The following is a 26,954-nucleotide window of genomic DNA, read 5'->3' on the forward strand; positions in this document are numbered from 1 at the left end:
TTTGATGTCGAAGTGCCAAATCAGGTCTGGTCAGGTCTGGTGTGGCGACATCACCTATGTCTGGGCATAGGGCATAGGGCATAGGGCATAGGGCATAGGGCATAGGGCAAATGGCATTATCTGGCAGTTGTCCTGGATCTCACGCAGAGTGGTGGGTTGGGCCTTATTAGAGAAGCCGGATGCAGACCTGGTGGTCAAAGCGCTGGAGGTGGCTTACGAACAACGCGGAAAGCCCCAAGGACTACTTTCCACTCTGACAGGGCCCGCAATATGGCAGCCGTCAGTTCCGCCAGAGACTGTGGCGCTACCGCATGGGCCAGAGCATGAGCCGCCGAGGCAACTGCTGGGATAATGCACCGATGGAGCGAGTATTTCGCAACTTGAAATCAGAGTGGATACCGACCACGGGCTACCTGACCGAGCAGCAAGCTCAACGAGACATTGGCCAGTACCTGACGAACCACTACAACTGGATCTGACCTCATCAGTTCAACGATGGACTGGCTCCGGCGAAAGCTGAAGAAAAACTCAAAATCTTGTCCGGGATGAGTTGACCACTACATAGAGGCGCCTACGAAACTAGGGACGCCTGCCATTGATCGCTCAAGCTTATGCAGTACGTGTAGGATGTAACGCCTCGAGAGATAAGGCAATTTACTATTGCTTTCAAATGAAAATTAATCTTATTAGTATTTGTGTGTTTTGACTCCTCAAGTGTGTCATAAAGCTGCCGATACAGAGCTAGGTTCAGCGCCTACCGTGCGAGAAAGTAACTCCAAAATGGACAGTTAATTCAATGATTTCGAAGTGGATGTCGAAGCTCCCCTACTTGAGCGCTTCTGTTGTATTCGTAGTAGCGTTGTACCTCCTCTGCGCTGTCGATAACTACGCCTGGGTCGAGTCCTCGTCCCTCAAATGGCTGGTCACCGAGCAGATCCTGAGCACGAATGAAGACTCCTTCCTCGAGGTGCTCTCAGCGGTGCTGTGGGCCGTGGCCTTCGGCCTGTTCGTCAGTCTGTTCATGCGTTCGCGCTCCACCGTGGAGCGCTGCTGGCTAGCCCTCTACGCTGCTGTCAGCCTGTTCGCGTTCGGTGAAGAAACCAGCTGGGGCTACCACTGGTTCGATTACACCGACGCGGTGCCGCTGCTGACCTCGCACAATGCCCAGGGCGAGACCAACCTGCACAACATCAATGTGGCGGAAATCCTCGGGGTCAGTAGTGAAGCCAGTTACTACTATTACCTGGAAAACGTTTCGCACCTGCTCAACCCGCTGTTCTATTTGTTCCTGTCCGGCCTCTGGCTGGGCTTGCCGTTGCTGAAGATGTCCGGTGCGTTCAGGTCGATGAGCCTGCTGCGCGACATGCCGGTTGCCAGCACGGGGTTCCTCGCGTTTTTCTTCCTGCACTCGGTCTGCTTCATTTTTGTCGATGTGGTGCTGTTCAACGTGGGCTTCATTTACGAAATGTTCATCGCGCTGGCGGCGGTGCTGGTCGCAGCCGATATCGCTCGCACCAACGCTGCGACCGATCCCGTCGAGCTTGGCGATTCGTTGCTGCCTGCAGGGGGTATGCGCTAAGCGTTTAGCGAGGATGATCCCGTAAAGATCGGGCGCCGCGTGTGCGGCGCTTCGCCGGCAAGGCCGGCTCCTACAGGTTGTCCTGGGCGGGGCTGAAGGGGCGAAGTTGTAAACGAGCCTATTGGCGCTGGTTATTTCCGTTGAGGATTTAGGCGCAATAAACTGGCGCTGTAGGCAAGCGCACCCTCAGCCGTCAGAGCTCCACTCGAACGCCCTGTCACCCAGGGTTTGCTGGCTTGGCGGCACCTTCAACCAAGTTTACTTTTGCAATACTTGCCGAATCGCCTCCGGATTCACCCCTTGCTAGCTTGATCAGGCAGCCACGGAAACGCTGCCAACCCATTGAGCCACAGGAGTGAACATGATGCGCAACATCGTCCTTTCCCATCTGCTGCTTCCGCTATTCGCAAGCCTGGCATTCTCCGCCACCGCGGCACCTGCTACAGCAACCGTCGATTCGGTGGTGCCAGTGGTTGCCACTGCTTCTTCCTCGGTAAAGCTGAACCTCAACACCGCCGACGCCGCGACCTTGCAAAAGGCGCTCAACGGCATTGGCAAGGCCAAGGCCGACGCCATCGTGATGTACCGCGACGAGCACGGGCCATTTGCGTCGGTGGATGAGTTGCTGGAAATCAAGGGCATTGGCAAGGCGTTGCTGGACCGCAACCGTGACCAACTGACCATCGAGTAAGCATGCGAGGCAGCCGGCCAGCCGCTAGGCGGTCGGCTGTGAGGGGAGGGCCAGCTTAGCGCTCTTGCGCATCCTTGGCATCGGCCTCGGCATTGCGCTCATGCACCTTCTTCAACTGCTCGTCGGTCAATGGCAGCTTTTTCGCCGTATCGCGCAGCAGCAGCAACCCGCCGACGATAGACCCGAGTGCGATGACAAGTATCAACCAGGCATACCAAGGCATCGAAATTCCTCCTGAGCGTGTATAGGACGCTGCTTGCATGGCATTCGAGCCGTGCTGGCAGGTGTTGGTTCCATTATAGGAGTCGCGCTCCGGCGGGCCAATTCTCATGACCTGCGGCCCCCAACCCGGCCCTACTTCGTTTACAATGCGCGCCGTTTACGACTTGCCAAGAGACCCTGCCCATGTCCGCCTGCCAGACGCCCCTGATCGTCGCCCTGGATTTCCCTACCCGTGACGCCGCCCTGAAGCTGGCCGACCAGCTCGACCCTGCCCTGTGCCGGGTCAAGGTGGGCAAGGAACTGTTCACCAGCAGCGCTGCGGGCATCGTCGAGACCTTGTGCAGCAAGGGCTTCGAAGTGTTCCTCGACCTCAAGTTCCACGATATCCCCAACACCACCGCCATGGCGGTCAAGGCCGCGGCCGAGATGGGTGTGTGGATGGTCAACGTGCATTGCTCCGGTGGCCTGCGCATGATGTCGGCTTGCCGTGAAGAGCTGGCCAAGCGCAGCGGCCCGCAGCCGTTGCTGATCGGCGTGACCGTGCTGACCAGCATGGAGCGCGAGGACCTGGCCGGTATCGGCCTGGATGTCGACCCGCAGGAGCAGGTGCTTCGCCTGGCGGCATTGGCGCAGAAGGCCGGCATGGACGGCCTGGTGTGCTCGGCGCTGGAAGCGCCGGCACTGAAGGCTGCGCATCCGTCGCTGCAACTGGTGACCCCGGGTATTCGCCCGGCTGGCAGTGCCCAGGATGACCAGCGCCGTATCCTGACCCCGCGTCAGGCGCTGGATGCTGGCTCCGATTACCTGGTGATCGGCCGTCCGATCAGCCAGGCGGCGGATCCGGCCCAGGCGCTGGCTGCCGTGGTGGCTGAAATCCGCGGTTGATTGGACAGCGGTGGGGCCGCTTTGCGGCCCATCGCTGGTAAGCCCGTTGCTACAGGCCCTCCGCGGCGATCAAACCTTCAGCACCAACTTGCCGAAATTCTCCCCGCTGAACAGCTTGAGCAGCGTCTCGGGGAAGGTCTCCAAACCCTCCACCACATCCTCCTTGCTCTTGACCTTGCCGCTGGCCAGCCAGCCGGCCATCTCTTGCGCGGCCTTGCCGTACTCCTTGACGTAGTCCATCACCACGAAGCCTTCCATGCGCGCGCGATTGACCAGCAGTGAAAGGTAGTTGGCCGGGCCCTTGACCGCCTCCTTGTTGTTGTACTGGCTGATGGCGCCACAGATCACCACCCGCGCCTTGAAGTTCAGGCGCGACAGCACCGCGTCGAGGATCTCGCCACCGACGTTGTCGAAGTACACATCCACGCCATTGGGGCATTCGCGCTTGAGCCCGGCGAGCAGGTCTTCGGCCTTGTAGTCGATGACCCCGTCGAAGCCCAGCTCATCCAGCAGGTACTGGCATTTCTGCGCGCCACCGGCAATGCCGACCACGCGGCAACCCTTGAGCTTGGCGATCTGCCCGGCAATGCTGCCAACCGCGCCGGCGGCGCCGGAGATCACCACGGTTTCGCCGGCCTTGGGCTGGCCGACGTCGAGCAGGGCGAAGTAGGCGGTCATGCCGGTCATGCCCAGTGCCGACAGGTAGCGCGGCAGGGGGGCCAGGCGCGGGTCGATCTTGTGCAGGCCCTGGGGTTCACCAGTGAAATAGTCCTGCACGCCCAGGGCGCCGCTGACATGGTCGCCGGGCTTGTAGTCCGGATGCCTGGAGCTGACCACCTCGCCGACGCCAAGGGCACGCATTACCTGGCCCAGGCCCACCGGGGGAATATACGACTTGCCTTCGTTCATCCAGCCGCGCATGGCCGGGTCCAGCGACAGGTAAAGGTTCTTCACCAGGACCTGGCCTTCGCCCGGCTCGCTGGCGGGCACCTGCTCGTAGGTGAAGTCGTCACGGCGCACGGCGCCGACCGGGCGCTTGGTCAGCAGGAAACGGCGGTTGGTGTTGGGCATGGCGAATTCTCCTGAACGAGTGTGAAGGGCTGATGATCGGCGGGTTGAATGGGGCGCGTCACGCAAGATCACCGCGAACGATAGTAGTCCAACCGTGCCCTTGATGATGCTGCCCAGCTCGATGGGGCCCTGACTAGACTCAGCCACGACTTCCCATCCTTTTGCAGGAGCCAGTGATGAGCATGACTTTCTCCGGCCAGGTCGCCCTGGTCACCGGCGGCGCGGCGGGTATCGGCCGGGCCACGGCCCAGGCGTTCGCCGCCGAGGGCCTGAAGGTGGTGGTCGCCGATCGCGATGCGGTGGGCGGCGAGGCCACCGTGGCGCTGATTCGCCAGGCTGGCGGCGAGGCGCTGTTCGTCGCCTGCGACGTGACTCAGGACCGCGAGGTGCGCCAGTTGCACGAGCAAGCCATCGCAGCTTATGGTCGGCTGGACTATGCCTTCAACAACGCCGGTATCGAGATCGAGCAGGGCCGGCTGGCCGATGGCAGCGAGGCCGAGTTCGACGCGATCATGGGCGTCAACGTCAAGGGGGTGTGGCTGTGCATGAAGTATCAGTTGCCCCTGCTGCTGGCCCAAGGTGGTGGCGCTATTGTCAACACCGCCTCGGTGGCTGGGTTGTCGGCGGCGCCGAAGATGAGCATTTACGCCGCTTCCAAGCATGCGGTGATCGGCCTGACCAAGTCGGCGGCCATCGAATATGCGAAGAAGGGCATCCGGGTCAACGCGGTGTGCCCGGCGGTGATCGATACCGACATGTTCCGCCGCGCCTACGAGGCCGATCCGCGCAAGGCCGAGTTCGCCGCGGCAATGCACCCGGTCGGGCGCATCGGCAAGGTCGAGGAGATCGCCAGCGCGGTGCTGTACCTGTGCAGCGATGGCGCGGCGTTCACCACCGGGCACAGCCTCACCGTCGACGGCGGTGCCCTGGCGATCTGAGGGGTGTCAGGCGGTGCGGGAGCGGGCATCTACCAGCGCGAGGGCCTTGGCCGATCTCGACAAGGCCAGAGCCACTGCCGCGCACCCTAGAACCAACAGACCGCCGAACACCATCAGCGCCATCCGTGCCCCCAGATGGTCGCTGAGCAGCCCGGTGAAGATCACCGGCAGGCTGAAGCCCAGGTAGGCCAGCAGGAAGAACCCGGCGCTGGCCCGGGTCTTCTCGCTGCCGGCCAACTGGTTCACCGCCGCCAGCCCGCCCAGGTAGATAAAACCGTAGCAGGCACTGCTGGCGGCGAACGCGCCCAGCAATACCCCGGCAAGGTTGCCGCGATCGGCGCCCCAGGCCAGCAGGGCATAGCTGCATGGCAGTATCAGCAGGCCGAGCAACGTTGCCCGGACGCTGGCCATGCGCCGCGCCAGGGGCTGGAACAGCAGCCCGCAACTGATCACGCAGAAGGTCGAGAACCCGGACCAGGCGCTCAGCCCGTGCTGGCGCAAAATTCCCGGCAGCAGGGCGATGACCAGGCCGACACAGGCCCAGGCCAGCAGGATCGCCAGGCCATAGGCCAGGCTGCCGGTGGGGTAGCAGGGCAGGCGCAGCATGGCGCCGCGTTGCGCCGGGCGCGGGTCGGGCAGGCGCGATACCAGCAGCAGGGCCAGGGCGGCCAGTGCCAGTTGCAGGTGGAAGCTGCCTGGGGTCAGGGTCGGGCCGGCCAGCAGGAACAGGCTGGTCAGCGCCGCGCCCAGGCCGAAGCCCAGCGAGGTGCTGGCGGTTACCCAGGTGGCGGCCTGGCCGCTGTCGCCAGGCGCCATCAACTCGCCCATGTAAGCGGTGGCGGTGGCCGAGGCCAGACCGGTGCCCAGGCCCAGGAACAGCCGCGCCACGCCCAGTGAGGTGAGGCTCGGCGACAACAGCATGATCAGGGTGGCGAGCATCGACAGGGCGAGGGCGGCCAGAATCAACGGCCGGCGCCCGATCCGGTCAGCCAGCCCGCCCAGGGCCAGCAGCACCGGCAACACGCCGAGCACATAGCCGGAGAAGGCCACGGCGGTGGCCGCGGCGCCGCGCCCGGAAAGCTCGGCGTAGGTGATGTACAACGGTGCCTGCAAGTTGACCGCGAGGGTGATCAGGCATAGGGCGAAAGCCAGCAGGGCTGGGGCGTGGCGACTGGGCATCGGGCATGTCCGTACGGTGGTTTCCATACAGGATCGGGCTTCACCCCAGGGCTCGCCAAGACACACTCCGTGCGCATTTATGCTTAACTGTTTGCCTGAAATCAGCGAACACTTGCCATGCACATCACCCTGGATCGTCAACTTTCCACACCGCTGGTCCAGCAACTGAGCGAACAGTTGCTGGCCTGGATCGAACAGCAGCGTCTGCGCCCTGGCACGCGTTTGCCGTCGATTCGCGCCCTGGCGCACAGCCAGGCGGTGAGCGCGTCCTGCGTCATCGAGGCCTACGACCGGCTGGTGGCCAGCGGCTGGTTGGAGGCACGGCATGGCGCCGGCTTCTTTGTCGCCGAACGCAAGGCGGGCGTGCAGCGCGATGCTGGCGAGTCCTGGGGCGAAGCCAGCGACGGTCGCTGGCGGCAGTTCCACGAAGGGCACGGTGATGTGCTCAAGCTCGGTTGCGGCTGGTTGCCGGTGGCCTGGCGCGCCGAGGCCGAGCTGGCCCAGGCGATCCGCCAGGTCAGCCGCGGCGCCGCCGAGGCGCTGTTCGACTATTGCCCGCCCCAGGGCCTGGCCAGCCTGCGCCTGCAATTGCACAAGGGCCTGGCGCGCCTGGACATGTGCGCCGAGCCTGAGCGCATCGTCACCACCCAGGGCGCCAGCCATGCCCTCGACCTACTGGTACGCACGTTGCTGGTGCCGGGCGACACCGTGCTGGTGGAGCGCCCCGGCTACTACAACCTCTACAACCTGTTGCGCCTGCATGGGGTGCGCATGCTCGAAGTGCCGCGTACCACCACCGGCCCGGACCTGGCGGTGCTCGAGCAGTTGCTGGCCGAGCACCGGCCACGCTGCCTGTTCATCAACAGCCTGTACCAGAACCCGACCGGCACCAGCCTAACCCCGAAAGTTGCCTACCGCCTGCTGGAGCTGGCCCGTGAGCACGACCTGCGGATCATCGAGGATGACCTGTACGCGGATTTCCAGGAGGGGCCGGCGACGCGCTTGAGTACCCTGGACAGCGAGCAGCGGGTGATCTACCTGGGCAGCTTGTCCAAGACCCTCAGCAGCTCGCTGCGGGTTGGCTACCTGGTGGCGGATCCGCCGCTGGTCGCTCGCTTGGCGGAGCTGAAGATGATCAGTGGCATTGGCACCTCGCGCTTTGCCGAGCAAGTGGTCGGGCAGATGCTCGCCAATGGCAGCTACCGCAAGAGCGTGCAGCGCCTGCGTTTGCGCCTTGGCCAGCACATGGCCAAGGTGCTTGGCCAACTGGAAGCCAGCGGCTGGGAGGTGTTCTGCGAACCCTTCGGTGGCATGTTCGTCTGGGCGCGGGTGCCCGGCCGTGATTTCGCCGAACTGGATGCCTTGGCGCTGGAGCACTCGGTCCTGTTGACCCCGGGCAGCGCTTTCGACCCGCAGGGGCGGGCCAGCGAGTGGCTGCGTATCAATGTCGCGTATGGGCAGGATGTGCGGGCCCAGGCGTTCTTCCAGCATGCAGGGCGACCTGTAGCGCGCTGAAAGCGACACCTTCATAGCCAAATGACACCATTGCGCCGTCCCCCTCTTGTGAGGGGCGTGCCGTGGTTGTCACTCTTGGCCCGTTGCGGGCAGGCGATTGTTCGCCGGGCAAAACCCAGGGGGATTGGCGATGACGGGCTCCAAGCAAGGTGTATTGGCCAACCTGGGCATGGCGCGCAAGCTCGGCCTGGGCTTTGCACTGGTGTTGTTGCTCACCCTGGTGGTGGCCGGCATCGGCGTGTACGCCCTGGCCAGCGTCGGCCAGCGCTTCGATGACCTGCGGCTGATGGCCCAGTTCAATATCGACCTGCTCAAGCTGCGCCAGCACGAGCAGGCCTTCGCCCTGCGTTCCGACCCCAAGCAGGCCGAGGCCCTGCGTAGCGGCTTGCAGGCCTTGATCGAGCGGGCCCGCGGCGTGCCCGCGTTGGCCTCGGCCGAAGCTGAGCTTGGCGGCTATGGCCAGGCCTTCGAGCAGTTCGTCCAGGCGCTGCAGGCCAAGGAGTTGGCCTTGGACATGGCCAGCTGGTCGGTGTCCAGCGTGGCCAACAACCTCGATGTGCTGCAGGCCGGCCTGGCCGACGATGGCACCTATACCCTCAAGCAGTCCCAGGGCCAGCAGGGCAGTGAATTCCTCGAGCAGGCCGGGCAGGTGGCGCAGGTTGCGCGGTTGATGTTGCAGGCCATGGATGAAGCGCGGGTGCGCCTGGAGCAGAGCCGCAAGGGCAGTGAGGCGCTGGCGCAAGGTCGTATCGCCCAGACCGTGGAAGCGGCCAGCCTGGTCGAGCAGCTCAAGGCGGCGGTGGCCGATGCCGGCTACCAGAGCGTGCTCGGCGAGGTGGCCGGGCATATCGGCAGTTTTTCCGAAAAGCTCGACGAGTACACCGACCTGCTCGGCCAGGAGCAGGGGATCAAGAACCAGTTGCAGGCCCGGGCTGAACAGGTCACGGCGCGGGTCGACCAGGCCTATGCCACCCAGGAGCAGGCCATGCAGGCTGAGTTGGCGCGCAACGCCCTGGCCATTGCCATTGCCGCCGTGCTGGCGCTGCTGGTGGGTGTGCTCGCGGCCTGGCTGATTACCCGTGCCGTGGTTGCGCCGTTGCGGCGGGTGATTAGCCAGGCCCGGCGCATTGCCGCCGGCGAGCTGGCGATGCAGGCCCAGGCAGCGCGCGGCGACGAAGTCGGCCAATTGCAGCTGGCCATGCAGCAGATGGCCGAGGGTTTGTCGGGCATCGTCAGTGGCCTGCAACAGGGCATCGAGCAACTGGCGGGCAGCGCCCAGGCGCTGTCGGTGGTGACCGAGCAGACCAACCGCGAGGTCGGCAGCCAGAAGGACGAAACCGAACAGGTGGCCACTGCCATGCAGCAGATGACCGCCACGGTCCACGATGTCGCGCGTAATGCCGAGCAGGCGGCGCAAGCGGCCCAGGCCGCCGATGAGCGGGTCGAGGCCGGGCAGCAGGTGGTGCGCCAGGGCATGCGGCGCATCGAGCAACTGGCGGCGGCGGCCGAGACCGCCAGCAGCGGTATCGACAGCCTCAGCGCCGAGATTCATACCATTGGCGATGTGCTCGAGGTGATCAAGAGCGTGGCCGAACAGACCAACCTGCTGGCGCTCAATGCGGCCATCGAGGCGGCGCGCGCCGGCGAGCAGGGGCGGGGCTTCGCCGTGGTCGCCGACGAGGTGCGCGCCCTGGCCCGGCGTACCCGCCAATCCACCGAGCAGATCGAACGCCTGGTCGCCAGCTTGCGTGGCAATGCCCAGGCGTCGGTACAACAGATTCGTGGCAGTACCGAACTGGTGCGCCTGGCGGTGGCGGATGCGCTGCAGACCGAAAGCGCGCTGGGCGGCATTGCCGCGGCGGTGTCGTTGATCCAGCAGATGAACCAGCAGATCGCCGCGGCGGCCGAGCAGCAAAGCTCGGTGGCCGAGCAGATCAGCCGCAGCGTCACGCAGATTCGTGGCAGTGCCGATCAGGCGGCGCTGGCGATGGAGGGCAACGCCCGCTCAAGTATCGAGCTGGCGCAGGTGGGCGTCGACCTCAAGCGCATGGTTGGACATTTCAGGCTGTAATGGCCCCTGTAGGAGCGGCCTTGTGTCGCGAAAGGGCTGCGAAGCGGCCCCGGCGATCTACGCGGCGCAGCTGAAATCTGGGGCCGCTACGCGCCCCATCGCGACACAAGGCCGCTCCTACAAGGGCGGGCTTCAGCCCTTGCGCGGGCTGAGGATCAGCAAGGTCAGCACCCCAGCGACGATGCCCCAGAACGCCGAGCCGATCGAGAACAGGGTGAGCCCCGACGCCGTGACCATGAAGGTGATCAGCGCCGCCTCGCGCTCGCGGGCTTCGCCCATTGCCACGCTCAGGCCGTTCATGATCGAGCCGAACAGCGCCAGCGCGGCGATCGACAGCACCAACTCCTTGGGCAGGGCGCCGAACAGCGCCGCCAGGGTGGCGCCAAAGGTGCCGGCGATGCCATAGAAGATCCCGCACCACACCGCCGCGGTATAGCGCTTGGCCGGATCTTCATGGGCATGCGGCCCGGTGCAGATCGCCGCGCTGATCGCCGCCAGGTTGACCCCGTGCGAACCGAACGGCGCCAGCAGCAGCGAGGCGAAGCCGGTGGCCGAGATCAGCGGCGAGGCCGGTACCTGGTAGCCATCGGCGCGCAGTACGGCGACCCCTGGCATGTTCTGCGAGGTCATGGCCACCACGAACAGCGGGATGCCGATGCTGATGGTCGCCGCCAGCGAGAAGCTCGGCGTGGTCCACACCGGGGTGGCCACCTCGAGCTGGAAACCGCTGAAGTCCAGCAGCCCCAGGGCGCCGGACAGCGCGGTGCCGACCAGCAGCGCGGCGAGCACGCAGTAGCGCGGCGACAGGCGCTTGACCAGTAGGTAGCAGAAGAACATGCCCAGCACCAGCAGCGTGCGGTGCTGGGCGGCGACGAAGATCTCGCTGCCGATCTTGAACAGGATGCCGGCCAGCAAGGCCGAGGCCAGCGAAGCGGGAATGCGTCGCACCAGGCGCTCGAAGCTACCGGTCAGGCCGCAGATCAGCACCAGCACGGCGCAGGTGATGTAGGCGCCGATCGCCTCGCCGTAGCTCACCCCGCCCAGGCTGGTGATCAGCAGCGCAGCGCCAGGGGTCGACCAGGCCACGGTGATCGGCGTGCGATAGCGCAGCGACAGGCCGATGCTGCACACTGCCATGCCGATCGACAGGGCCCAGATCCACGAAGAGATCTGCGCGTTGGTCAGGCCCGCGGCCTGGCCGGCCTGGAACATCAGCACCAGCGAGCTGGTATAGCCGGTGAGCATGGCGATGAAGCCAGCGACGATCGCCGACGGGGAGCTGTCCGCCAGCGGCCGCAGGCGCGCGGAGGTAGCATCGGTCATGGGGCATTCCTTGTTGTGGATGTAAGCAATTTTTGCAGGCTACCGCGGGCCGGGCTGACCGCTGCCATACAGCAACCATTGCATTTAGCCGTACAGTCGCCAACTATTGGCCATTACTACGCAACTGCGTGAACAGGGGAGGGGCGATGTACAAGGTCTATGGGGATTACCAATCGGGCAACTGCTACAAGGTCAAGCTGATGCTGAGCCTGCTGGGCCGCCCCTATGAATGGCACCCGGTGGATATTCTCAAGGGTGAAACCGAAACCCCTGAGTTCCTGGCCATGAACCCCAACGGCAAGGTGCCGGTGCTCAAGCTCGAGGACGGCACCTGCCTGTGGGAGTCCAACGCGATTCTCAACTTCCTCGCCGATGGAAGCGAGTTCCTGCCCAGCGAGCCACGCTTGCGCACCCAGGTGTTGCAGTGGCAGTTCTTCGAGCAGTACAGCCATGAGCCTTACATCGCCGTGGCGCGCTTCATCCAGTTCTACCTGGGGCTGCCGCAAGACCGGCTGGAGGAGTACCGCAAGCTGCACAAGGGCGGCTACAAGGCACTCAAGGTGATGAACAGGCAGCTGGAAATGACCCCGTACCTGGTGGGCGAGCAGTACTCGATCGCCGACGTGGCGTTGTATGCCTACACCCACGTGGCGCAGCAGGGGGGCTTTGACCTGAGCGAATATCCGGCGGTGAGAGCCTGGCTGGCACGGGTGGCCAGCCATCCACGGCATGTGCCGATGGTGGATTGACCGGCCCCTCGATGGCGATCTGTCAGACCGCCGCGAAGCGTTTGTCCAGATAGGCAATGATGTCCTTGGACTCGTACATCCAGGTCACCTTGCCTTCTTCCTCGATACGCAAGCACGGCACCTTCACCCGGCCGCCGCCTTCGAGCAGCGCCTGGCGGTGCTGCGCGTCGTTCTTCGCATCGCGCAATGCCACCGGCACGTTCAGGCGGTGCAGGGCGCGGCGGGTCTTGACGCAGAACGGGCAGGCATGGAACTGGTACAGCGCCAAGCCCTTGGCCTGCTGTTCCACACTGGCCTGGGCCGCGGCGTCGCGCTTTTTCTTGGCCGGGCGGCTGACCCAGTCACCGAACACGATGAGCTGGCCGAGGCCGACCCGCAGGGCTTTGACGATCATGCTTGACTCCTGAAATGAAAAAGCCGGCCACAAGGGGCCGGCTCGAATCCTGTGCCGATCACTTGATCAGGCTGAGGAACTCGCTGCGGGTGGCGGCGTTGTCGCGGAACTCGCCGAGCATCACCGAGGTGAGCATGGTCGAGTTCTGTTTTTCGACGCCGCGCATCATCATGCACATGTGCTTGGCCTCGATCACCACCGCCACGCCAGCTGCACCGGTCACCTGCTGCACGGCCTCGGCGATCTGGCGGCTGAGGTTTTCCTGGATCTGCAGGCGGCGGGCGAACATGTCGACGATCCGCGCGACCTTCGACAGGCCCAGTACCTTGCCCTTGGGCAGGTAGGCCACATGGGCCTTGCCGATGAACGGCAGCATGTGATGTTCGCACATCGAATACAGCTCGATATCCCGGACCAGCACCATTTCGCTGTTGTCGGAGGTGAACAACGCGCCGTTGGTCACTTCTTCCAGGGTTTGCTCGTAACCGCGGCAAAGGTATTTCATGGCCTTCGCGGCCCGCTTGGGCGTGTCGAGCAGGCCCTCGCGGGTGACGTCCTCGCCCAGTTGGCTGAGGATCGCGGTGTAGTTCTGTTCCAGGGACATGGATCTACCTGTGGAAAATTTCGCAAAGACGAAGGGTACGGCGGCGGCGGCGGCGCTGCAAGCGCGATGTCACTCGTCGCGGCCTTCGAGCATGGTTCGCTTGAGCATCACGTACACCGCGCCGGTGCCGCCGTGGCGGGCCTGGCACGAGGCGAAGCCGAGCACCTGCGGGTGCTGGCGCAGCCAGGTGTTGACGTGGCTCTTGATCATCGGGCGCTTGCCGTCCAGGCGCGCGGCCTTGCCGTGGGTGACGCGCACGCAGCGCACTTCCAGCTTGGTCGCTTCGGCGATGAAGGCCCACAGCGTCTCGCGGGCCTTCTCGACGCTCATGCCGTGCAGGTCGAGGCTGCCCTCGAAGGCGATCTGGCCGAGCTTGAGCTTGCGCAGCTGGGTTTCCTGCACGCCGTCACGCCGCCACATCAGCTCATCCTCGGCGCCGACGTCGATGACGAACTGGTCGGACAGGCCGTCAATCACCAGCGTCTGGTCGCTGCGGATGGTCGCCGCCTGGCGCAGGCCTGCCAGTTGCTTGCGGTCGGCCTTGGGTTTGCCGACTTCGGCGCGATCGTGCTTGATCGGCTTGACGCCCTGCACTTGGCTGCGGAAGAGGGAAAAGTCGTCGTCTTGCATGGTGCCTCCACGTGGGCGGCGTAGTTTACGCGACTGTGCGTGGGAGTGAAGCCCTGAGCTGCGCGCGGTTATGTGTAGGAGCGGCCTTGCGCCGCGAAAGGGTCGCAACGCGGCCCCGGCGATCTATGCATCGCAGGGGCCGCGTTGCGACCCTTTCGCGGCGCAAGGCCGCTCCTACACGGGGATGTGTGAATCTGTCAGTCGTGCTTTTTCATCAGGTGCGGCGACAGGTTCAGTTCGCGGCCACGACGCAGGCGGATACGGCTGCGCCGCCACAGGCGCACGCCGAAGTACAGCAGGGCCAGCCCGATGACGGTCAGTGTCGCCGACAAGGGACGGTTGGCGTTGAGTTCGGCCAGGGCGGCGTAGTTGCCCAGCAAGCCGGCGAAGCCGGCCATGGCCAGCAGGATGCCCAGGGTGGCCAGCAGTACCGAGAGTGCCGCGGCGATGCGCGCGCCCCAGTTGCTCGGCTCGCGCTGGCGCAGGCGCTTGGCATCGAAACTGCCTTTGAGCTTCATTCGAATTCCTCGGGATCGGGTAGTGCTGATCCGGATTTCGACCTGCGGGTCACCTTGGGGTTCCGCCCGTCCGCCGGGCGGTCGTGGTTCAGACCAGGCTGGCGGTGGGGGCGACGCAGGCGAAGTTGTCGGCCATCACGGCCATTTCGCACTGGTGGATCTGCGCGGCGGGGATCACGCTGTCCTTGAACGCCAGGTCACGGGTCGCCGAGGCATCCTCGACCAGGGTGCAGCGATAACCATAGTCCTTGGCGCGGCGCACGGTGGTGCTGACGCTGGAGTGGCTCATGAAGCCGCAGACGATCAGGTCCAACGGGCCGAAGGCCTGCAGCGTCTCGTGCAGCTTGGTGTTCTTGAAAGCATTGGGCATGCGCTTTTCGATGACGGTTTCGCCTTCGCGTGGCTCCAGGCCCGGGATGAACTCACCCGCCGGGCCCTGCGGGTCGAAGCGACCGCCGACGGTGCCGAGGTGGCGGACATGGATGATCGGGCGGCCAGCCTTGCGGGCGGCGTCGAGCAACCTGGCAATGTTCGCCACGGCCTCGTCCATGCCCGACAGCGCCAGCGGACCGCTCAGGTACTCCTTCTGCGCATCGATGACGATCAGGCTGGCTTGGCTCAGCTTGGCCGGCGGGTAGTCGCGGCCAGTGAGGCGGAACATCGTGGTTGGAACGGACATCAAGGGCTCCTTGGGTAGGGCTTTTGTCTACCTATTCTCCCTTGCCTTGGCGCCAATGTGAATGGTTGACATTGCAGGCGGCATGGTTACTGGCTTGTGGCTATCCATTCGGCTATCGCAGGGAACATTTGTGCGGTGCGGGCTGTTAGACTTTTGTCCTGTCTGAAAAGGAGTACCCCGTGATCACATCCCGCCTGCGCACCCTGCGCGACCACATCCGCTGGGCGGTCAGCCGCTTCCATGAGCACGAGCTGTTCTTTGGCCACGGTGCCGACAATGCCTGGGACGAGGCGCGCCTGCTGGTGCTCGGCGCCGTGCACCTGCCTTGGGAAGTGGCCGACAGCTACCTGGACTGCGCGCTCGAGGATGACGAGCGGGTGCGCCTGCAGCACTTGCTCAAGCGCCGCATCGAGGAACGCGTGCCCACCGCCTACCTGCTGGGCGAGGCGTGGTTCTGCGGCATGTCGTTCATCGTCGACGAGCGCGTGCTGGTACCGCGCTCGCCGATTGGCGAGCTGATCGAGAAGCGCTTCGAGCCGTGGCTGGCCGCCGAGCCTGCGCGCATCCTCGACCTGTGCACCGGCTCTGGCTGCATCGGTATCGTCGCCGCCGACGTGTTCCAGGAGGCCGAGGTGGTGTTGGCCGACCTGTCGTTCGACGCGCTGGAGGTGGCGAATCAGAACATCGAGCGCCATGGCCTCGATGAGCGGGTCTACACCGTGCAGGGCGATGGCTTCGGCGGGTTGCCGGGGCAGCGTTTCGATCTGATCCTGTCCAACCCGCCGTATGTCGATGCCGAGGATTTCGGCGACATGCCGGCCGAGTACCACCACGAACCCGAGCTGGGCCTGGCCTGTGGCAACGATGGCCTGGACCTGGTGCGGCGCATGCTCGCCGAGGCGGCCGACCACCTGACCGACAAGGGCTTGATGATCGTCGAGGTAGGCAACAGCCAGGTGCATGTGGCGTCGCTGTACCCAGAGGTGGACTTCACCTGGCTGGAGTTCGAGCGCGGCGGGCACGGCGTGTTCATGCTGACCGCCGAGCAGTGCCGGCAGCATCAGGAGCTGTTCAAGGCGCGGGTCTGACGGATTCACGCCGTTCCCCTGTAGGAGCGGCCTCGTGTCGCCAAAGGGCTGCGTAGCAACCCCAGGACGACAGTATTGACGCAAAGATCGCTGGGGCCGCTTTGCGGCCCTTTCGCGGCGCGAGGCCGCTCCTGCAGGGATCGCGTAGGGTGGGTCAGCGGGTCGCGATCCAGATCAGCAAGCCTGCCTGGAATACCGCAAACGCCACCAGGCAGGTGATGGTGAAGCGCAGCCCGCTGTCCTCACGGCGGTACTTGGCTACCCGCTCGTCACGCTCGCGCAACTGGGCTTCCTTCTCCGCCAGGTTCTGCTCGGCCTGTTGCAGCATGCCGGCCGCCTCGAGGATATCGACGCGCTGGACCTTCTCGGTATTCCAGCCACCTTTGAGCTGGCCCGCCGGCGTCTCCACCACGCGGCCCTTGAGCAGCTGGCCATCGGTGTATTCCACTGGCAGGCCGATGCTGGCCAGCACATGGTCGCGGCGCAGGCGGGTGTCTTCGTTCAGGGCATCCTTGTTCGGCAGGCTCATGCCTTCGACCTGATAGTGCGAGCAACGCTGCTGCAGCCATTGCACCGCCTGGCCCAGCAGGTAGCGGCCGACCCCGCGGTTGAGCGGTTCGAGCTGCAGGCCGGCGGAATCGCCGATGCGCACCAGGCGCTGCTCGTGATCGACCCGTACATCCAGCTGATTCTGCTCCTTGCGGGTCTTCTGTCCGGGCAGGCGGATTTCCATGCGCAGCAGGCTGTGGGCCTTGTCATGGCGCTCGGCATAGCCGAACTGGACGAAACGCAACGGGCGCGCGCCACTGTTGCGGTCGGTGGGCTGCGGGGCCAGGCGCAACAGCTGGAAGTGCTCGGCGGCAAGGTCCGCCCAGGGCAGGGGCGCGCTTTCTGGCGTTTGTTCTTCAGTCGCCTCGGCGGCGGGGGCATCGGTCATCAGGGGTTTCCTCAGGTGCACGGCGGCTGATCGATCGCCGTGGCACGCCCGCGATCATCGCCTTGTTGTCCGCGTTATCGGCAGAGGCCGCCAAGACCTGAGCCTGGTCGTCACGTCGCAGGCAATCCGCGGATGAAGGCCACCATCCGTTCCCCCAGTTCTCGCGCCAGTGGCAGTTCGGGATTGCGGTAGCTGTCGCGCTGCTGGTGCATGTCCCTGGGGCTGATGCGTAGCATGTGGTTCATGCCGTCGATCAAGGCCAGTTCGGCATCGGGTTTGGCCGCCTTGAGCCGCTCGGCGTCAGCCACGTCCACCTGCACGTCGTTGCGCCCCTGGATGATCAGGGCCGGCACCTTGAGGCGGGCGAAGGCCGCTGCCGGGTCCTGGCGCAGCAGCGAGATCAGATAGGGCTGCACGCTGGGGCGGAACACCTGGCGCAGCGGCGCGGGCACGTCGAGGCTGGTCTGCCCGGCTTGCAGGCGGTCGATCAGCGCCACCCCCGCGCCCAGTTGCGCCGGGGGCAGGCGCTGGGCCAGCTGCTCGCGCAGCACATCGGCCACCGGACGGCCGCTGCCGGCCAAGGTGATCACGGCGCTCGCGCCGGCCTGCTCGGCGGCCAGGCTGGCGATCAGCGCGCCTTCGCTGTGGCCGACCAGGATCAGCCGGCCAAAGCGCGGGTCGTGGCGCAGCGCCTGCCCCCAGGCCACCACGTCGGCGACATAGCCTTCGACGCTGAGGTCGCGCTCATCGGGGCTGGCCGGCTGGCTGGCGGCCACGCCGCGCTTGTCGTAGCGCACGCTGGCGATATGCTCGCCGGCCAGTAGCAGGGCCAGGCGCTTGAGGTTATCGATGCGCCCGCTAGCCGGGTTGTTGCCGTCGCGGTCGGTGGGGCCGGAGCCGGCGATGATCAGTACCACCGGTGGCGGGGTGGCCTGCTGCGGTAGCAGCAGGCTGCCGTGCAGCACGCCGTGGCCGGTGTCCAGGTCGATGGGGCGTTGCAGCACGGTCGGGGCAGCGGCATGGGCGAGGTGGGCGCAGAACAGCAGGAGCAGGGCGACGAGGCGCGACTTCATGGATGGGGCACTACCTGGGAAGTTGCTGCTTCGACCTTGCGCCCTGCTGAAGGTTCTCGACCTTGAACCCGGGCGCCCTCGTGGGCGCGCGCTGGCCCCGCGATAAGGCCGGTACAGGCAACCACAGCCCCGTGGTTTTCCGTATACTGGCGCTTTCGTTCACCTCAGGCTGATTCGCGGAGCGTCCATGTCCGGCAATACCTACGGCAAGCTGTTCACTGTCACCACCGCTGGCGAAAGCCATGGGCCGGCGTTGGTCGCCATTGTCGACGGCTGCCCGCCCGGCCTGGACATTTCCCTGGCCGACCTGCAGCACGACCTCGACCGGCGCAAGCCGGGCACCAGCCGGCACACCACCCAGCGCCAGGAGCCGGATGAAGTGGAAATCCTTTCCGGGGTGTTCGAAGGGCGCACCACCGGCTGCTCGATCGGCCTGCTGATTCGCAACACCGACCAGAAGTCCAAGGACTATTCGGCGATCAAGGACCTGTTCCGCCCGGCCCACGCCGACTACACCTACCACCACAAGTACGGCATCCGCGACTACCGTGGCGGTGGCCGCAGCTCGGCGCGGGAAACCGCCATGCGCGTGGCCGCCGGCGCCATCGCCAAGAAATACCTGGCCACCCAGGGCATTCGCGTGCGTGGCTACATGAGCCAGCTCGGCCCGATCGAGATCCCGTTCAAGAGCTGGGATTCGGTGGAGGACAATGCCTTCTTCAGCCCCGACCCGAGCAAGGTGCCGGAGTTGGAGGCCTACATGGACCAGCTGCGCCGCGACCAGGACTCGGTCGGGGCGAAGATCACCGTGGTCGCCGAAGGCGTGATGCCGGGCCTGGGCGAGCCGATCTTCGACCGCCTCGACGCCGAGCTTGCCCACGCGCTGATGAGCATCAACGCGGTCAAGGGCGTGGAGATCGGCGCCGGTTTCGCCAGCGTCGCCCAGCGCGGCACCGAGCACCGTGACGAGCTGACCCCAGACGGTTTCCTCAGCAACAATGCCGGCGGCATCCTCGGCGGCATCTCTTCGGGCCAGCCGATCGTCGCCCACCTGGCGCTCAAGCCGACCTCGAGCATCACCACCCCGGGCCGCTCGATCGACGTCGACGGCAACCCGGTCGAGGTCATCACCAAGGGCCGTCACGACCCGTGCGTGGGCATCCGCGCCACGCCGATCGCCGAGGCGATGATGGCCATCGTGCTGATGGACCACCTGCTGCGTCACCGGGCGCAGAATGCCGACGTGAGGGTCAACACCCCGGTGCTGGGCCAGCTCTGACAGTCCCGGCCCCAACGCGGGGCAAGCCCGCTCCCACGAATTCCAGCGTGGGGAGCGGGCTTGCCCCGCGATAGGGCCGGAAGCCTCTGAACGGACTTCCCAATGCCTCCAATCCCCTACTGGCGCCTCTCCAGCTTCTACCTGTTCTACTTCGCCCTGCTCGGTTCCACCGCGCCGTTCCTGGCGCTGTACTTCGACCACCTGGGTTTCTCCCCGGCGCGCATCGGCGAACTGGTGGCCATCCCCATGTTGATGCGCTGCGTGGCGCCCAATCTGTGGGGCTGGCTGGGTGACCGTAGCGGCCAGCGCCTGCTTATTGTGCGCTTGGGCGCGCTGGCGACCCTGGCGACCTTCTCGTTGATCTTCTTCGGCAAGAGCTACGCCTGGCTGGCCCTGGTGATGGCCTTGCATGCGTTCTTCTGGCATGCGGTGCTGCCGCAGTTCGAGGTTATCACCCTGGCCCACCTGCACGGCCAGACCGCCCGCTACAGCCAGGTGCGGTTGTGGGGCTCGATCGGCTTCATTCTCGCCGTGGTCGGCCTGGGGCGGTTGTTCGAATGGCTGAGCCTGGACATCTACCCGGTGGCCCTGGTGACCATCATGGCCGGGATCATCGTCGCCAGCCTGTGGGTGCCCAACGCGCAGCCAGCGGAGCACGCCGAACGGCGCTCAGTCGGGGGTTTTCTCAAGCAGGTACGGGCGCCTGGGGTGTTGGCGTTCTATGCCTGCGTGGCGCTGATGCAACTGAGCCACGGGCCGTACTACACCTTCCTCACCCTGCACCTGGAACACCTGGGCTACAGCCGTGGCGCCATCGGCCTGCTGTGGGCGCTGGGGGTGGTGGCCGAGGTGCTGGTGTTCCTGGCCATGAGCCGAATCTTCGCGCGCTTCTCGGTGCGTCGGGTGCTGCTGGCGAGTTTCCTGCTGGCCGCGCTGCGCTGGCTGCTGCTGGGCAACCTGGCCGATGTGCCGGCGCTGCTGGTGTTCGCCCAGGTGCTGCACGCGGCTACCTTTGGTTGTTTCCACGCCGCCAGCATCGCCTTCGTCCAGGCCAGCTTCGGCGCCCGCCAGCAAGGCCAGGGCCAGGCGCTGTACGCGGCGTTGTCGGGTACTGGCGGCGCGCTGGGCGCGCTGTACTCGGGCTACAGCTGGAAACTGCTGGGTCCGCACTTCACCTTTGGTATGGCCAGCGTCGCGGCGCTGGCTGCAGCCGTTATCATTGCCCTTTGTCTTGAAGAAAGCAGGAAACACCCCTGATGAGCATCCTCAGCGTATTCGATCCCTCCAGCCCGGACCTGCCGCACAAGGTGCTGACCCACCACGAGGACATCGCCGCGACCCTGGCCGAGCAGGGCGTGCGCTTCGGTCGTTGGCAGCCCGGCGTGCGCCTGCGCCCAGGCAGCAGCACCCAGGAAGTGCTGGACGCCTGCCGCGAACCATTGGACCGCTTGATGACCGAGCATGGCAGTGCCAGCTTCGCCGTGTTCAGCCGTGACGGCCAGGCACCGGGCCAGGCCGACCTGCGCGACGAGCATGTGCATGACAGCGAGGAGGTGTTCGCGATGATAAGCGGTCGAGCCCAGCTCAGCTTGCGCCTGGGCGGCTTCGTCTACGCGGTGCTGTGCGAGAAGGATGACCTGCTGGTGGTGCCCGCCGCTACCCGCCGCTGGCTGGACATGGGCGACACCCCGTTCTGCCTGGCGCTGCGCCTGTTCGCCAGCGAAGCCGGCGCGCAGCCACGCTTTACCGGTGATGCCGGGGCCCGGCGGTTCCTGGGGCTTGATGAGCTCTGAGGGAAATGGCTCGCGGGGCGCTCCTGCGCCACTCAGTCCCTTGGTGGCCGGGGAGCGCCCCGCGAAGGGGTGCCGCGATCAACGATAGGTTGGCAGGGCGAAGCGCTGCTGGCTTTGCAGCCGCGAGATCACGGGCAGTTCGCTGGCTTGTTCGGCCAAGTCGCGGCGAATGGCACTGATGGCCCAGGACAGCTGTTCGGCACTGTGCAGTTGTGCGTACGACAGCACGCGGCGGGTCACCACGCCGTCGGCGGCGCGCAGGGTCAGCAGGACGCCGCCGTCCGGGCGGGATTGGGTGGCGACCTGGTAGGCGGCGAACACCGAGGCGAATTTTTCCTGGATGAGGTCCATATCAACTCCTGACTGTTGTGTGGGCAGACGTGAGTTGAATATTGCAGTGACCATGCCAGCTTTTTAATTGTAAAAAAATCCTTATAAATCAATGTGTTGTGATTGATTTAGGATTGTTCGTCATTGCATTGTGCATGGTCGTGCATTTTGCACAGTGCAATTTGCACGGTGATAGGCTGGCTCTGTTCGCCCCATAGAATCTGAACCTTTGACCCGTGGCGGCTGCCTGACGAACACTAGGGCCCACGCCATTACCAGGAGGTTCCCGATGTCCGACCAACAGCCCAGCGCCATGACCGCCGAGGAAACCGCCGCCTTCGCCGAGGAGGTTTTCGAGCGCGCCCGCCGCGGTGACGCGCCAATGCTTGCGCGTCTGCTCGCCAGTGGCCTGCCCGCCGACCTGCGCAATCACAAGGGCGATACCTTGTTGATGCTGGCCAGCTACCACGGCCATCATGATGCCGTGCGCGTGCTGCTCGAACAGGGCGCCGATCCGCTGATCGCCAACGACAACGGCCAACTGCCCATCGCCGGCGCGGCGTTCAAGGGTGACCTGGCGATGATCCAGTTGCTGCGCGAGCACGGTGTGCCGGTGGATGCCGCCGCCGCTGATGGCCGCACGGCCTTGATGCTGGCGGCGATGTTCAATCGCCTGGCGATCATCGACTACCTGCTGGCCCAGGGCGCCGACCCGGCGCATCGCGACGCCGCTGGCGCCACCGCGCTGATGGCGGCCCGCACCATGGGCGCGCTAGACGCCGCCAAGCGCCTCGAGACGCAGGCCAGCTAACCGTTCGGGGGCGTTTGCGGCTATCCTTGGCGCCTTTTACGCCAATGCGCAGGGCCCCCAAATGAAAGACCAGTTGCTCGAATTCATCCGCCTTGTCGGTGCTGGCTGCATGCGCGAGGAAGACATCGAGCGCATTGCCGCTGAAGCCGCCCAGGCCTACGCCGACCCCGCCGCCTTCCTGGCCGCCAACCCCGACATCAATTACGACGACAGCTTCCCGTTTTCCCTGGGGGAGTGGGTGGTGGTCGGCAGCCTGCCGGACACCGTGCTGTTCCAGGCCGACAGCTACCAGGATCTGTTCCAGCAGATCAGCGACTCGTTCGACAAGAGCGTGCCGTTCACCCTCAAGCCCAAGCAGTTGGCGCGCACCGAGGCGCTGACCGCGCTGAACCGCATCCAGGTGCAAATGGGCGCGCTGAACAAGGAGGCTGGCGGCTATGTGCTGCTGAACTTCAGCCAGTTGCTCGACGATGAGTTGCAGATGGTGATGGTCGGCCAGCACGATCTGGCCCGGGTGCTGGAGCTGGGGGCGGTGCTGGGGATCAAGGTGGAGCCGGCGCTGGAAGCCCTGAAGGTGGCGCTGCACGTCTAAGCAACGTTCTGTAGGCGTCAGCCTTGCTGGCGAAGCAAGCAACGCGGTGCATGGCACCGGCAAGCCGGCTCCTACAACGGTTACGGCCTGCAATACCTGTAGGAGCCAGCTTGCTGGCGAAGCAAGCGACACGGTGCATGGCACCGGCAACGCCGGTGTTCGCCGGCAAGCCGGCTCCTACAACGGTCACGGCCTGCAATACCGGTAGGAGCCAGCTTGCTGGCGAAGCAAGCGACACGGTGCATGGCACCGGCAACGCCGGTGTTCGCCGGCAAGCCGGCTCCTACAACGGTTACGGCCTGCAATACCTGTAGGAGCCAGCCTTGCTGGCGAAGCAGGCGACACGGTGCATGGCACCGGCTCCTACGGTATGTGTGGGTAGCCCCGGGCGGCGTTGCCGTCATTGCCTGGATAGCGCTCAACCCAACGCCGTATCGAGGAACATCATCACCGCGAACCCGCCCATGAGCCCAAGGGTCGCCGCAGTCTGGTGGCCGTTGCGGTGAGTCTCCGGAATTACCTCGTGGGACACCACGAAGATCATCGCCCCCGCCGCCAGGCCCATGCTGACCGGGTAGGCCAAGGCAAAGCCGGTGGAAATCCCCAGGCCGATCACCGCCCCCAGCGGTTCCATCAGGCCCGAGCCAATCGCCACCAGTGCCGCCTTGAAGTTCGACAGCCCGGTGGCTCGCAGGGCCAGGGCCACGGCCAGGCCTTCGGGGATGTCCTGGATGGCAATGGCGCTGGTCAGCGGCAAGCCGATATTCATGTCGCCATTGGCGAAGCTCACGCCGATGGCCATGCCTTCCGGCAGGTTGTGCAGGGTGATGGCCAGCACGAACAACCAGACCCGGCTCAGGCGCTCGGCCTCTGGGCCGCAAGGGCCGGTGCTTTCATGCTCGTGGGGGGTGAAACGGTCGAGGCCGAGCATCAGCAGCACACCCAGGCCCATGCCCAGCACCACGGTGAAAGCCGCCGCCGGGCCATTGCCGGTGATTGCACGGGCGGCGTCCAGGCCCGGCAGAATCAGCGAAAACGAACTGGCGGCGAGCATCATGCCGGCGGCAAAGCCGAGCATCACGTCCTGGGTGCGGGCGTTGACATCGCGCAGGATCACCGCCAGCACCGCGCCCAGCGCCGTGGCGCCGAAGCCGGACAGGCCGCCGAGCAGGGCCAGGTGCAGGTTATCGGCGTGGTCGCCGTTGACCGCGTTCCAGAGACTCGCCAGCAACAGGGCGATGATCGCCAGCAGGCTCAGGGCCAGGCCGGCACTGAGCCAGGGAGTGCTCAGCGCCTGTTGGCGCCAGGCGCTGAGCAGGGACGGGGGAGCGGGGCTATGGGCGTGAGCAGGGGACATGCGTACCTCGAAACAATGAATGACAGCAGTCTAGACAGTGACCTGCCCAGCTGGCCAAGGATTCCCTTCTATCGCCGCCATAGGCGGCTATGCTGTGCACCAGGCACATCGCACGGGAGCAGCGATATGGGTTCTACCTTCAATAGCCTGGTCGGGCTGATCATTCTGGCCCTGGACATCTGGGCGATCCTCAACGTGCTCAAGAGCAGTGCCGAGGTGGGCATCAAGGTGCTGTGGATCTTGTTGATCGTCCTGTTGCCGGTGTTGGGGCTGATCATCTGGGCCATCGCCGGACCACGGGGCAATGTGCGTATCTGAGGCCTAACTTTGTAAGGACAGGCTGCTCTCGACAAAATTTTCACACTCGATTTTTGAAAATCCGCGCCGCACAATGCGGCCTTGGTTGGACGGTCGCACCTCAGGCTGCAGGCGACTCTCGCCTTCCCGCAAACCGCAATCCTAGGATCTCTCCATTCATGGCTAACACGGACGCCTTGAAGCAACAGGGTGCGCGAGGCTCGTTCTCGCCGACCCTGAAATCCCACCTGGCCTACACGCTGCTCAGCGGCCTGGTGATCATGCTGATGCTCAGCCTGGTGCGCCTGGCGCTGCTGGTCTACAACAGCGACATGGTCGGCGACACCCCCACCGCCACGGTTGCCGAAGGCTTCTTCAACGGCCTGCGCTTCGACCTGCGGGTGGTGGTATACATCAGCATTCCGCTGCTGCTGGCACTGCTCAGCCCCTGGCTGATGGCCCGCCGTGGCTTTTTCCGCCTCTGGCTGACGCTCGCCTCCAGCGTGGTGATGTTCCTCGGCCTGATGGAGATGGACTTCTACCGTGAGTTCCACCAGCGGTTGAACGGCCTGGTGTTCCAGTACATCCAGGAAGATCCCAAGACGGTGCTGAGCATGCTCTGGTATGGCTTCCCCGTGGTCCGCTACCTGCTGGCCTGGCTGATCGGCACCTGGCTGTTGAGTCTGCTGTTCAAGGGCATCGATCGCATGACCCGTGGCACGGCGGCTGCCGCTGGTGGCGCCAGCCGTGCGCTGGCGCCGTGGTATGGCCGTTTGGCGGTGTTCATGGTGGTGCTGCTGGTGGCGGTGGTCGCTGCCCGTGGCACCTTGCGCCAGGGCCCGCCGATGCGCTGGGGCGACGCCTTCACCACCGACTCGAACTTCGTCAATCAGCTCGGCCTCAACGGCACCCTGACCCTGATCGATGCCGCCAAGAGCCGCTTCGGCGAAGACCGCGCCAACATCTGGAAGCCCGTGCTCGACCAGGCGCTGGCCACCCAGACCGTGCGCGAGCAACTGCTGACCGCCAACGACACACTGGTCGATGCCGACGAGGCTCCTGTGCGCCGTGATTTCCTGCCGCCAGAAAAGAACACCCTGGCGATCAAGAACGTCGTGGTGATCTTGATGGAGAGCTTCGCCGGCCACTCGGTGGGCGCCCTGGGCAGCGATGCCAACATCACCCCGTACTTCGACAAGCTGGCCAAGGAAGGCCTGCTGTTCGACCGCTTCTTTTCCAATGGCACCCATACCCACCAGGGGATGTTCGCCACCATGGCCTGCTTCCCCAACCTGCCAGGCTTCGAGTACCTGATGCAGACCCCCGAGGGCGGCCACAAGCTGTCCGGCCTGCCGGCGTTGCTCAGCGCCCGGGACTACGACGATGTCTACGTGTACAACGGCGACTTCGCCTGGGACAACCAGTCCGGGTTCTTCGGCAACCAGGGCATGACCACCTTCATCGGCCGCAATGATTTCGTCGACCCAGTGTTCTCCGACCCGACCTGGGGCGTGTCCGATCAGGACATGTTCGACCGGGGTAACCAGGAGTTGGCCAAGCACGACGGCAAGAAACCGATCTACGCGCTGCTGCAGACCCTCTCCAACCACACGCCGTACGCCTTGCCCACCGAGTTGCCGGTGGAGAAGGTCAGCGGCCACGGCCGCTTGGACGAACACCTCACCGCCATGCGTTATTCCGACTGGGCGCTGGGCCAGTTCTTCGAGAAGGCGCGCAAGGAGCCTTATTTCAAGGACACCTTGTTCGTCATCGTCGGCGACCATGGTTTTGGCAACAACCAGCAGGTCACCGAGCTGGACCTGGGGCGCTTCAACGTGCCGCTGTTGTTGATTGCCCCCGGCATCCAGGAGAAATTCGGCGCGGTCAACCATACCGTCGGCACCCAGGTCGACATCGTGCCGACCATCATGGGCCGCCTGGGCGGCCATGCCCGCCACCAGTGCTGGGGCCGCGACTTGCTCAACCTGCCCGAGGGCGACCAGGGCGTGGGCATGATCAAGCCCTCCGGCAGCGAGCAGATCGTCGGACTGGTGCAGGGCGACCGGATCCTCATCGAGTCCAAGGACATGACCCCGCGCCTGTACCGCTATCAGCTGGGCCGCGAGTTCAAGGCCGAACTGATCGAAAGCCCGGACCAGCCGGACATGCTCAAAAGGCTCGAGGCCTATATCCAGACCGCGACCAAGAGCCTGCTGGACAACACCGCCGGTGTCGTCCACGGCACGCCGAAGTAAGCCGGCCGCCGTCATGAACAAGCCCGCCGTTGCCCGGCGGGCTTTTTTCATGGTGTTTGATGCGCCCGGCTGAACATCGTCTGCTGCCCATGGT

29 protein-coding genes and 2 pseudogenes are annotated in these 26,954 nt (G+C 65.1%); 18 read left to right on the top strand and 13 right to left on the bottom strand.

Features of this window, described 5'->3' with window-relative positions; translation table 11 throughout:
- Nucleotides 1-105 precede the first annotated feature (105 nt).
- The 3 genes and pseudogenes from E3U47_RS22050 to E3U47_RS22060 form a co-directional block, all read left to right on the top strand.
- Nucleotides 106-554 (top strand): annotated as a pseudogene (locus tag E3U47_RS22050) (DDE-type integrase/transposase/recombinase); the annotation flags it as partial.
- Between the two features lie 242 nt (nt 555-796).
- Nucleotides 797-1,579, top strand: coding sequence for a hypothetical protein (locus E3U47_RS22055; RefSeq protein ID WP_134693712.1), 783 nt, complete (start codon nt 797-799; stop codon nt 1,577-1,579).
- A 364-nt stretch (nt 1,580-1,943) separates the two neighbouring features.
- A complete protein-coding gene (locus E3U47_RS22060) occupies nt 1,944-2,270 on the top strand; it encodes a ComEA family DNA-binding protein (RefSeq protein WP_134693748.1) in 327 nt (108 codons plus the stop codon).
- Nucleotides 2,271-2,325: 55 nt separating this feature from the next.
- Here E3U47_RS22060 and E3U47_RS22065 read toward each other — a convergent pair whose 3' ends face one another.
- Complete coding sequence (locus E3U47_RS22065; protein WP_134693713.1) at nt 2,326-2,493, bottom strand: DUF2897 family protein; 168 nt, start codon at nt 2,491-2,493, stop codon at nt 2,326-2,328.
- Between the two features lie 182 nt (nt 2,494-2,675).
- On the opposite strand from E3U47_RS22065, the gene pyrF reads away from it, so the two are divergent.
- Nucleotides 2,676-3,377: an orotidine-5'-phosphate decarboxylase gene (gene pyrF, locus E3U47_RS22070; RefSeq protein ID WP_094010694.1), complete on the top strand. Its 702-nt coding sequence runs from the start codon at nt 2,676-2,678 to the stop codon at nt 3,375-3,377.
- Between the two features lie 69 nt (nt 3,378-3,446).
- On the opposite strand, the gene E3U47_RS22075 is transcribed toward pyrF, so the two are convergent.
- Nucleotides 3,447-4,448 (bottom strand): NADP-dependent oxidoreductase, encoded by a 1,002-nt coding sequence (locus E3U47_RS22075; RefSeq protein ID WP_134693714.1) that lies wholly within the window; start codon nt 4,446-4,448, stop codon nt 3,447-3,449.
- Nucleotides 4,449-4,624: 176 nt separating this feature from the next.
- Here E3U47_RS22075 and E3U47_RS22080 point away from each other — a divergent pair, with 176 nt between their 5' ends.
- Nucleotides 4,625-5,386 carry an SDR family oxidoreductase gene (locus E3U47_RS22080; RefSeq protein WP_134693715.1) on the top strand — a complete coding sequence of 254 codons (762 nt, stop codon included), beginning with the start codon at nt 4,625-4,627 and terminating at the stop codon, nt 5,384-5,386.
- 6 nt (nt 5,387-5,392) lie between these two features.
- On the opposite strand, the gene E3U47_RS22085 is transcribed toward E3U47_RS22080, so the two are convergent.
- A complete protein-coding gene (locus E3U47_RS22085) occupies nt 5,393-6,565 on the bottom strand; it encodes an MFS transporter (protein WP_134693716.1) in 1,173 nt (390 codons plus the stop codon).
- 117 nt (nt 6,566-6,682) lie between these two features.
- Between E3U47_RS22085 and E3U47_RS22090 the strand changes: the two genes are divergently transcribed.
- The 3 genes and pseudogenes from E3U47_RS22090 (at nt 6,683) to E3U47_RS25560 (ending at nt 10,151) form a co-directional block, all read left to right on the top strand.
- The gene (locus tag E3U47_RS22090) at nt 6,683-8,080 is read left to right on the top strand and encodes a PLP-dependent aminotransferase family protein (RefSeq protein ID WP_134693717.1); all 1,398 of its coding nucleotides are present in this window, start codon (nt 6,683-6,685) and stop codon (nt 8,078-8,080) included.
- Nucleotides 8,081-9,065: 985 nt separating this feature from the next.
- Nucleotides 9,066-9,245, top strand: a pseudogene (locus E3U47_RS25555) (hypothetical protein); the annotation flags it as partial.
- Nucleotides 9,246-9,446: 201 nt separating this feature from the next.
- Complete coding sequence (locus E3U47_RS25560) at nt 9,447-10,151, top strand: methyl-accepting chemotaxis protein (RefSeq protein ID WP_372239548.1); 705 nt, start codon at nt 9,447-9,449, stop codon at nt 10,149-10,151.
- A 132-nt stretch (nt 10,152-10,283) separates the two neighbouring features.
- Here E3U47_RS25560 and E3U47_RS22100 read toward each other — a convergent pair whose 3' ends face one another.
- Nucleotides 10,284-11,474 (bottom strand): benzoate/H(+) symporter BenE family transporter, encoded by a 1,191-nt coding sequence (locus E3U47_RS22100; RefSeq protein ID WP_134693719.1) that lies wholly within the window; start codon nt 11,472-11,474, stop codon nt 10,284-10,286.
- A 146-nt stretch (nt 11,475-11,620) separates the two neighbouring features.
- Here E3U47_RS22100 and E3U47_RS22105 point away from each other — a divergent pair, with 146 nt between their 5' ends.
- On the top strand, nt 11,621-12,223 hold the full coding sequence (locus tag E3U47_RS22105; RefSeq protein ID WP_134693720.1) for a glutathione S-transferase family protein: 603 nt from the start codon (nt 11,621-11,623) through the stop codon (nt 12,221-12,223).
- A gap of 22 nt (nt 12,224-12,245) precedes the next feature.
- Here the strand turns inward: E3U47_RS22105 and E3U47_RS22110 are convergent, their stop codons facing one another.
- From E3U47_RS22110 to E3U47_RS22130, 5 genes are all read right to left on the bottom strand, one after another.
- The gene (locus E3U47_RS22110) at nt 12,246-12,617 is read right to left on the bottom strand and encodes a glutathione S-transferase N-terminal domain-containing protein (protein WP_134693721.1); all 372 of its coding nucleotides are present in this window, start codon (nt 12,615-12,617) and stop codon (nt 12,246-12,248) included.
- Between the two features lie 58 nt (nt 12,618-12,675).
- Nucleotides 12,676-13,221, bottom strand: a complete 546-nt coding sequence (gene folE, locus E3U47_RS22115) for a GTP cyclohydrolase I FolE (protein ID WP_134693722.1) — start codon at nt 13,219-13,221, stop codon at nt 12,676-12,678.
- A gap of 69 nt (nt 13,222-13,290) precedes the next feature.
- Nucleotides 13,291-13,851: a Smr/MutS family protein gene (locus E3U47_RS22120; protein ID WP_134693723.1), complete on the bottom strand. Its 561-nt coding sequence runs from the start codon at nt 13,849-13,851 to the stop codon at nt 13,291-13,293.
- A gap of 197 nt (nt 13,852-14,048) precedes the next feature.
- Nucleotides 14,049-14,369, bottom strand: coding sequence for a hypothetical protein (locus E3U47_RS22125; protein ID WP_134693724.1), 321 nt, complete (start codon nt 14,367-14,369; stop codon nt 14,049-14,051).
- A gap of 88 nt (nt 14,370-14,457) precedes the next feature.
- On the bottom strand, nt 14,458-15,048 hold the full coding sequence (locus tag E3U47_RS22130) for a cysteine hydrolase family protein (RefSeq protein WP_134693725.1): 591 nt from the start codon (nt 15,046-15,048) through the stop codon (nt 14,458-14,460).
- 179 nt (nt 15,049-15,227) lie between these two features.
- Between E3U47_RS22130 and prmB the strand changes: the two genes are divergently transcribed.
- Entirely contained in the window at nt 15,228-16,136 is a 909-nt protein-coding gene (gene prmB, locus E3U47_RS22135; RefSeq protein ID WP_134693726.1) for a 50S ribosomal protein L3 N(5)-glutamine methyltransferase, read from the top strand.
- A gap of 154 nt (nt 16,137-16,290) precedes the next feature.
- Here prmB and E3U47_RS22140 read toward each other — a convergent pair whose 3' ends face one another.
- Both E3U47_RS22140 and E3U47_RS22145 read right to left on the bottom strand, forming a co-directional pair.
- Nucleotides 16,291-17,073, bottom strand: a complete 783-nt coding sequence (locus E3U47_RS22140) for a hypothetical protein (protein ID WP_134693727.1) — start codon at nt 17,071-17,073, stop codon at nt 16,291-16,293.
- 110 nt (nt 17,074-17,183) lie between these two features.
- Nucleotides 17,184-18,146, bottom strand: a complete 963-nt coding sequence (locus tag E3U47_RS22145; RefSeq protein ID WP_134693728.1) for an alpha/beta hydrolase — start codon at nt 18,144-18,146, stop codon at nt 17,184-17,186.
- 187 nt (nt 18,147-18,333) lie between these two features.
- On the opposite strand from E3U47_RS22145, the gene aroC reads away from it, so the two are divergent.
- The 3 genes from aroC to E3U47_RS22160 all read left to right on the top strand — a co-directional run bounded on the left by aroC (nt 18,334) and on the right by E3U47_RS22160 (nt 21,218).
- Nucleotides 18,334-19,425, top strand: coding sequence for a chorismate synthase (aroC, locus tag E3U47_RS22150; protein ID WP_134693729.1), 1,092 nt, complete (start codon nt 18,334-18,336; stop codon nt 19,423-19,425).
- A gap of 102 nt (nt 19,426-19,527) precedes the next feature.
- Nucleotides 19,528-20,682 carry an MFS transporter gene (locus E3U47_RS22155; RefSeq protein ID WP_134693730.1) on the top strand — a complete coding sequence of 385 codons (1,155 nt, stop codon included), beginning with the start codon at nt 19,528-19,530 and terminating at the stop codon, nt 20,680-20,682.
- Nucleotides 20,682-21,218 carry an oxidase gene (locus E3U47_RS22160; protein ID WP_134693731.1) on the top strand — a complete coding sequence of 179 codons (537 nt, stop codon included), beginning with the start codon at nt 20,682-20,684 and terminating at the stop codon, nt 21,216-21,218. Before E3U47_RS22155 ends, E3U47_RS22160 begins: the two co-directional genes overlap by 1 nt.
- A gap of 78 nt (nt 21,219-21,296) precedes the next feature.
- Here the strand turns inward: E3U47_RS22160 and E3U47_RS22165 are convergent, their stop codons facing one another.
- Complete coding sequence (locus E3U47_RS22165) at nt 21,297-21,569, bottom strand: DUF3509 domain-containing protein (protein WP_134693732.1); 273 nt, start codon at nt 21,567-21,569, stop codon at nt 21,297-21,299.
- Between the two features lie 268 nt (nt 21,570-21,837).
- Between E3U47_RS22165 and E3U47_RS22170 the strand changes: the two genes are divergently transcribed.
- The 3 genes from E3U47_RS22170 (at nt 21,838) to E3U47_RS25045 (ending at nt 23,265) form a co-directional block, all read left to right on the top strand.
- Entirely contained in the window at nt 21,838-22,359 is a 522-nt protein-coding gene (locus E3U47_RS22170; protein ID WP_134693733.1) for an ankyrin repeat domain-containing protein, read from the top strand.
- A gap of 61 nt (nt 22,360-22,420) precedes the next feature.
- Nucleotides 22,421-22,951 carry a hypothetical protein gene (locus E3U47_RS22175; protein WP_134693734.1) on the top strand — a complete coding sequence of 177 codons (531 nt, stop codon included), beginning with the start codon at nt 22,421-22,423 and terminating at the stop codon, nt 22,949-22,951.
- Nucleotides 22,952-23,088: 137 nt separating this feature from the next.
- Nucleotides 23,089-23,265 carry a hypothetical protein gene (locus E3U47_RS25045; protein WP_167659520.1) on the top strand — a complete coding sequence of 59 codons (177 nt, stop codon included), beginning with the start codon at nt 23,089-23,091 and terminating at the stop codon, nt 23,263-23,265.
- Between the two features lie 104 nt (nt 23,266-23,369).
- Here the strand turns inward: E3U47_RS25045 and E3U47_RS22180 are convergent, their stop codons facing one another.
- Nucleotides 23,370-24,308: a ZIP family metal transporter gene (locus tag E3U47_RS22180; RefSeq protein WP_167659521.1), complete on the bottom strand. Its 939-nt coding sequence runs from the start codon at nt 24,306-24,308 to the stop codon at nt 23,370-23,372.
- A 126-nt stretch (nt 24,309-24,434) separates the two neighbouring features.
- Between E3U47_RS22180 and E3U47_RS22185 the strand changes: the two genes are divergently transcribed.
- Together E3U47_RS22185 and E3U47_RS22190 are read left to right on the top strand one after the other, a co-directional pair.
- Nucleotides 24,435-24,626, top strand: a complete 192-nt coding sequence (locus E3U47_RS22185; protein ID WP_134693735.1) for a PLDc N-terminal domain-containing protein — start codon at nt 24,435-24,437, stop codon at nt 24,624-24,626.
- Nucleotides 24,627-24,784: 158 nt separating this feature from the next.
- Complete coding sequence (locus E3U47_RS22190) at nt 24,785-26,860, top strand: LTA synthase family protein (RefSeq protein ID WP_134693736.1); 2,076 nt, start codon at nt 24,785-24,787, stop codon at nt 26,858-26,860.
- Nucleotides 26,861-26,954: the final 94 nt, after the last annotated feature.

It is taken from the genome of Pseudomonas sp. RIT623 (assembly GCF_004519305.1).
In the GTDB taxonomy this organism is placed as follows: domain Bacteria; phylum Pseudomonadota; class Gammaproteobacteria; order Pseudomonadales; family Pseudomonadaceae; genus Aquipseudomonas.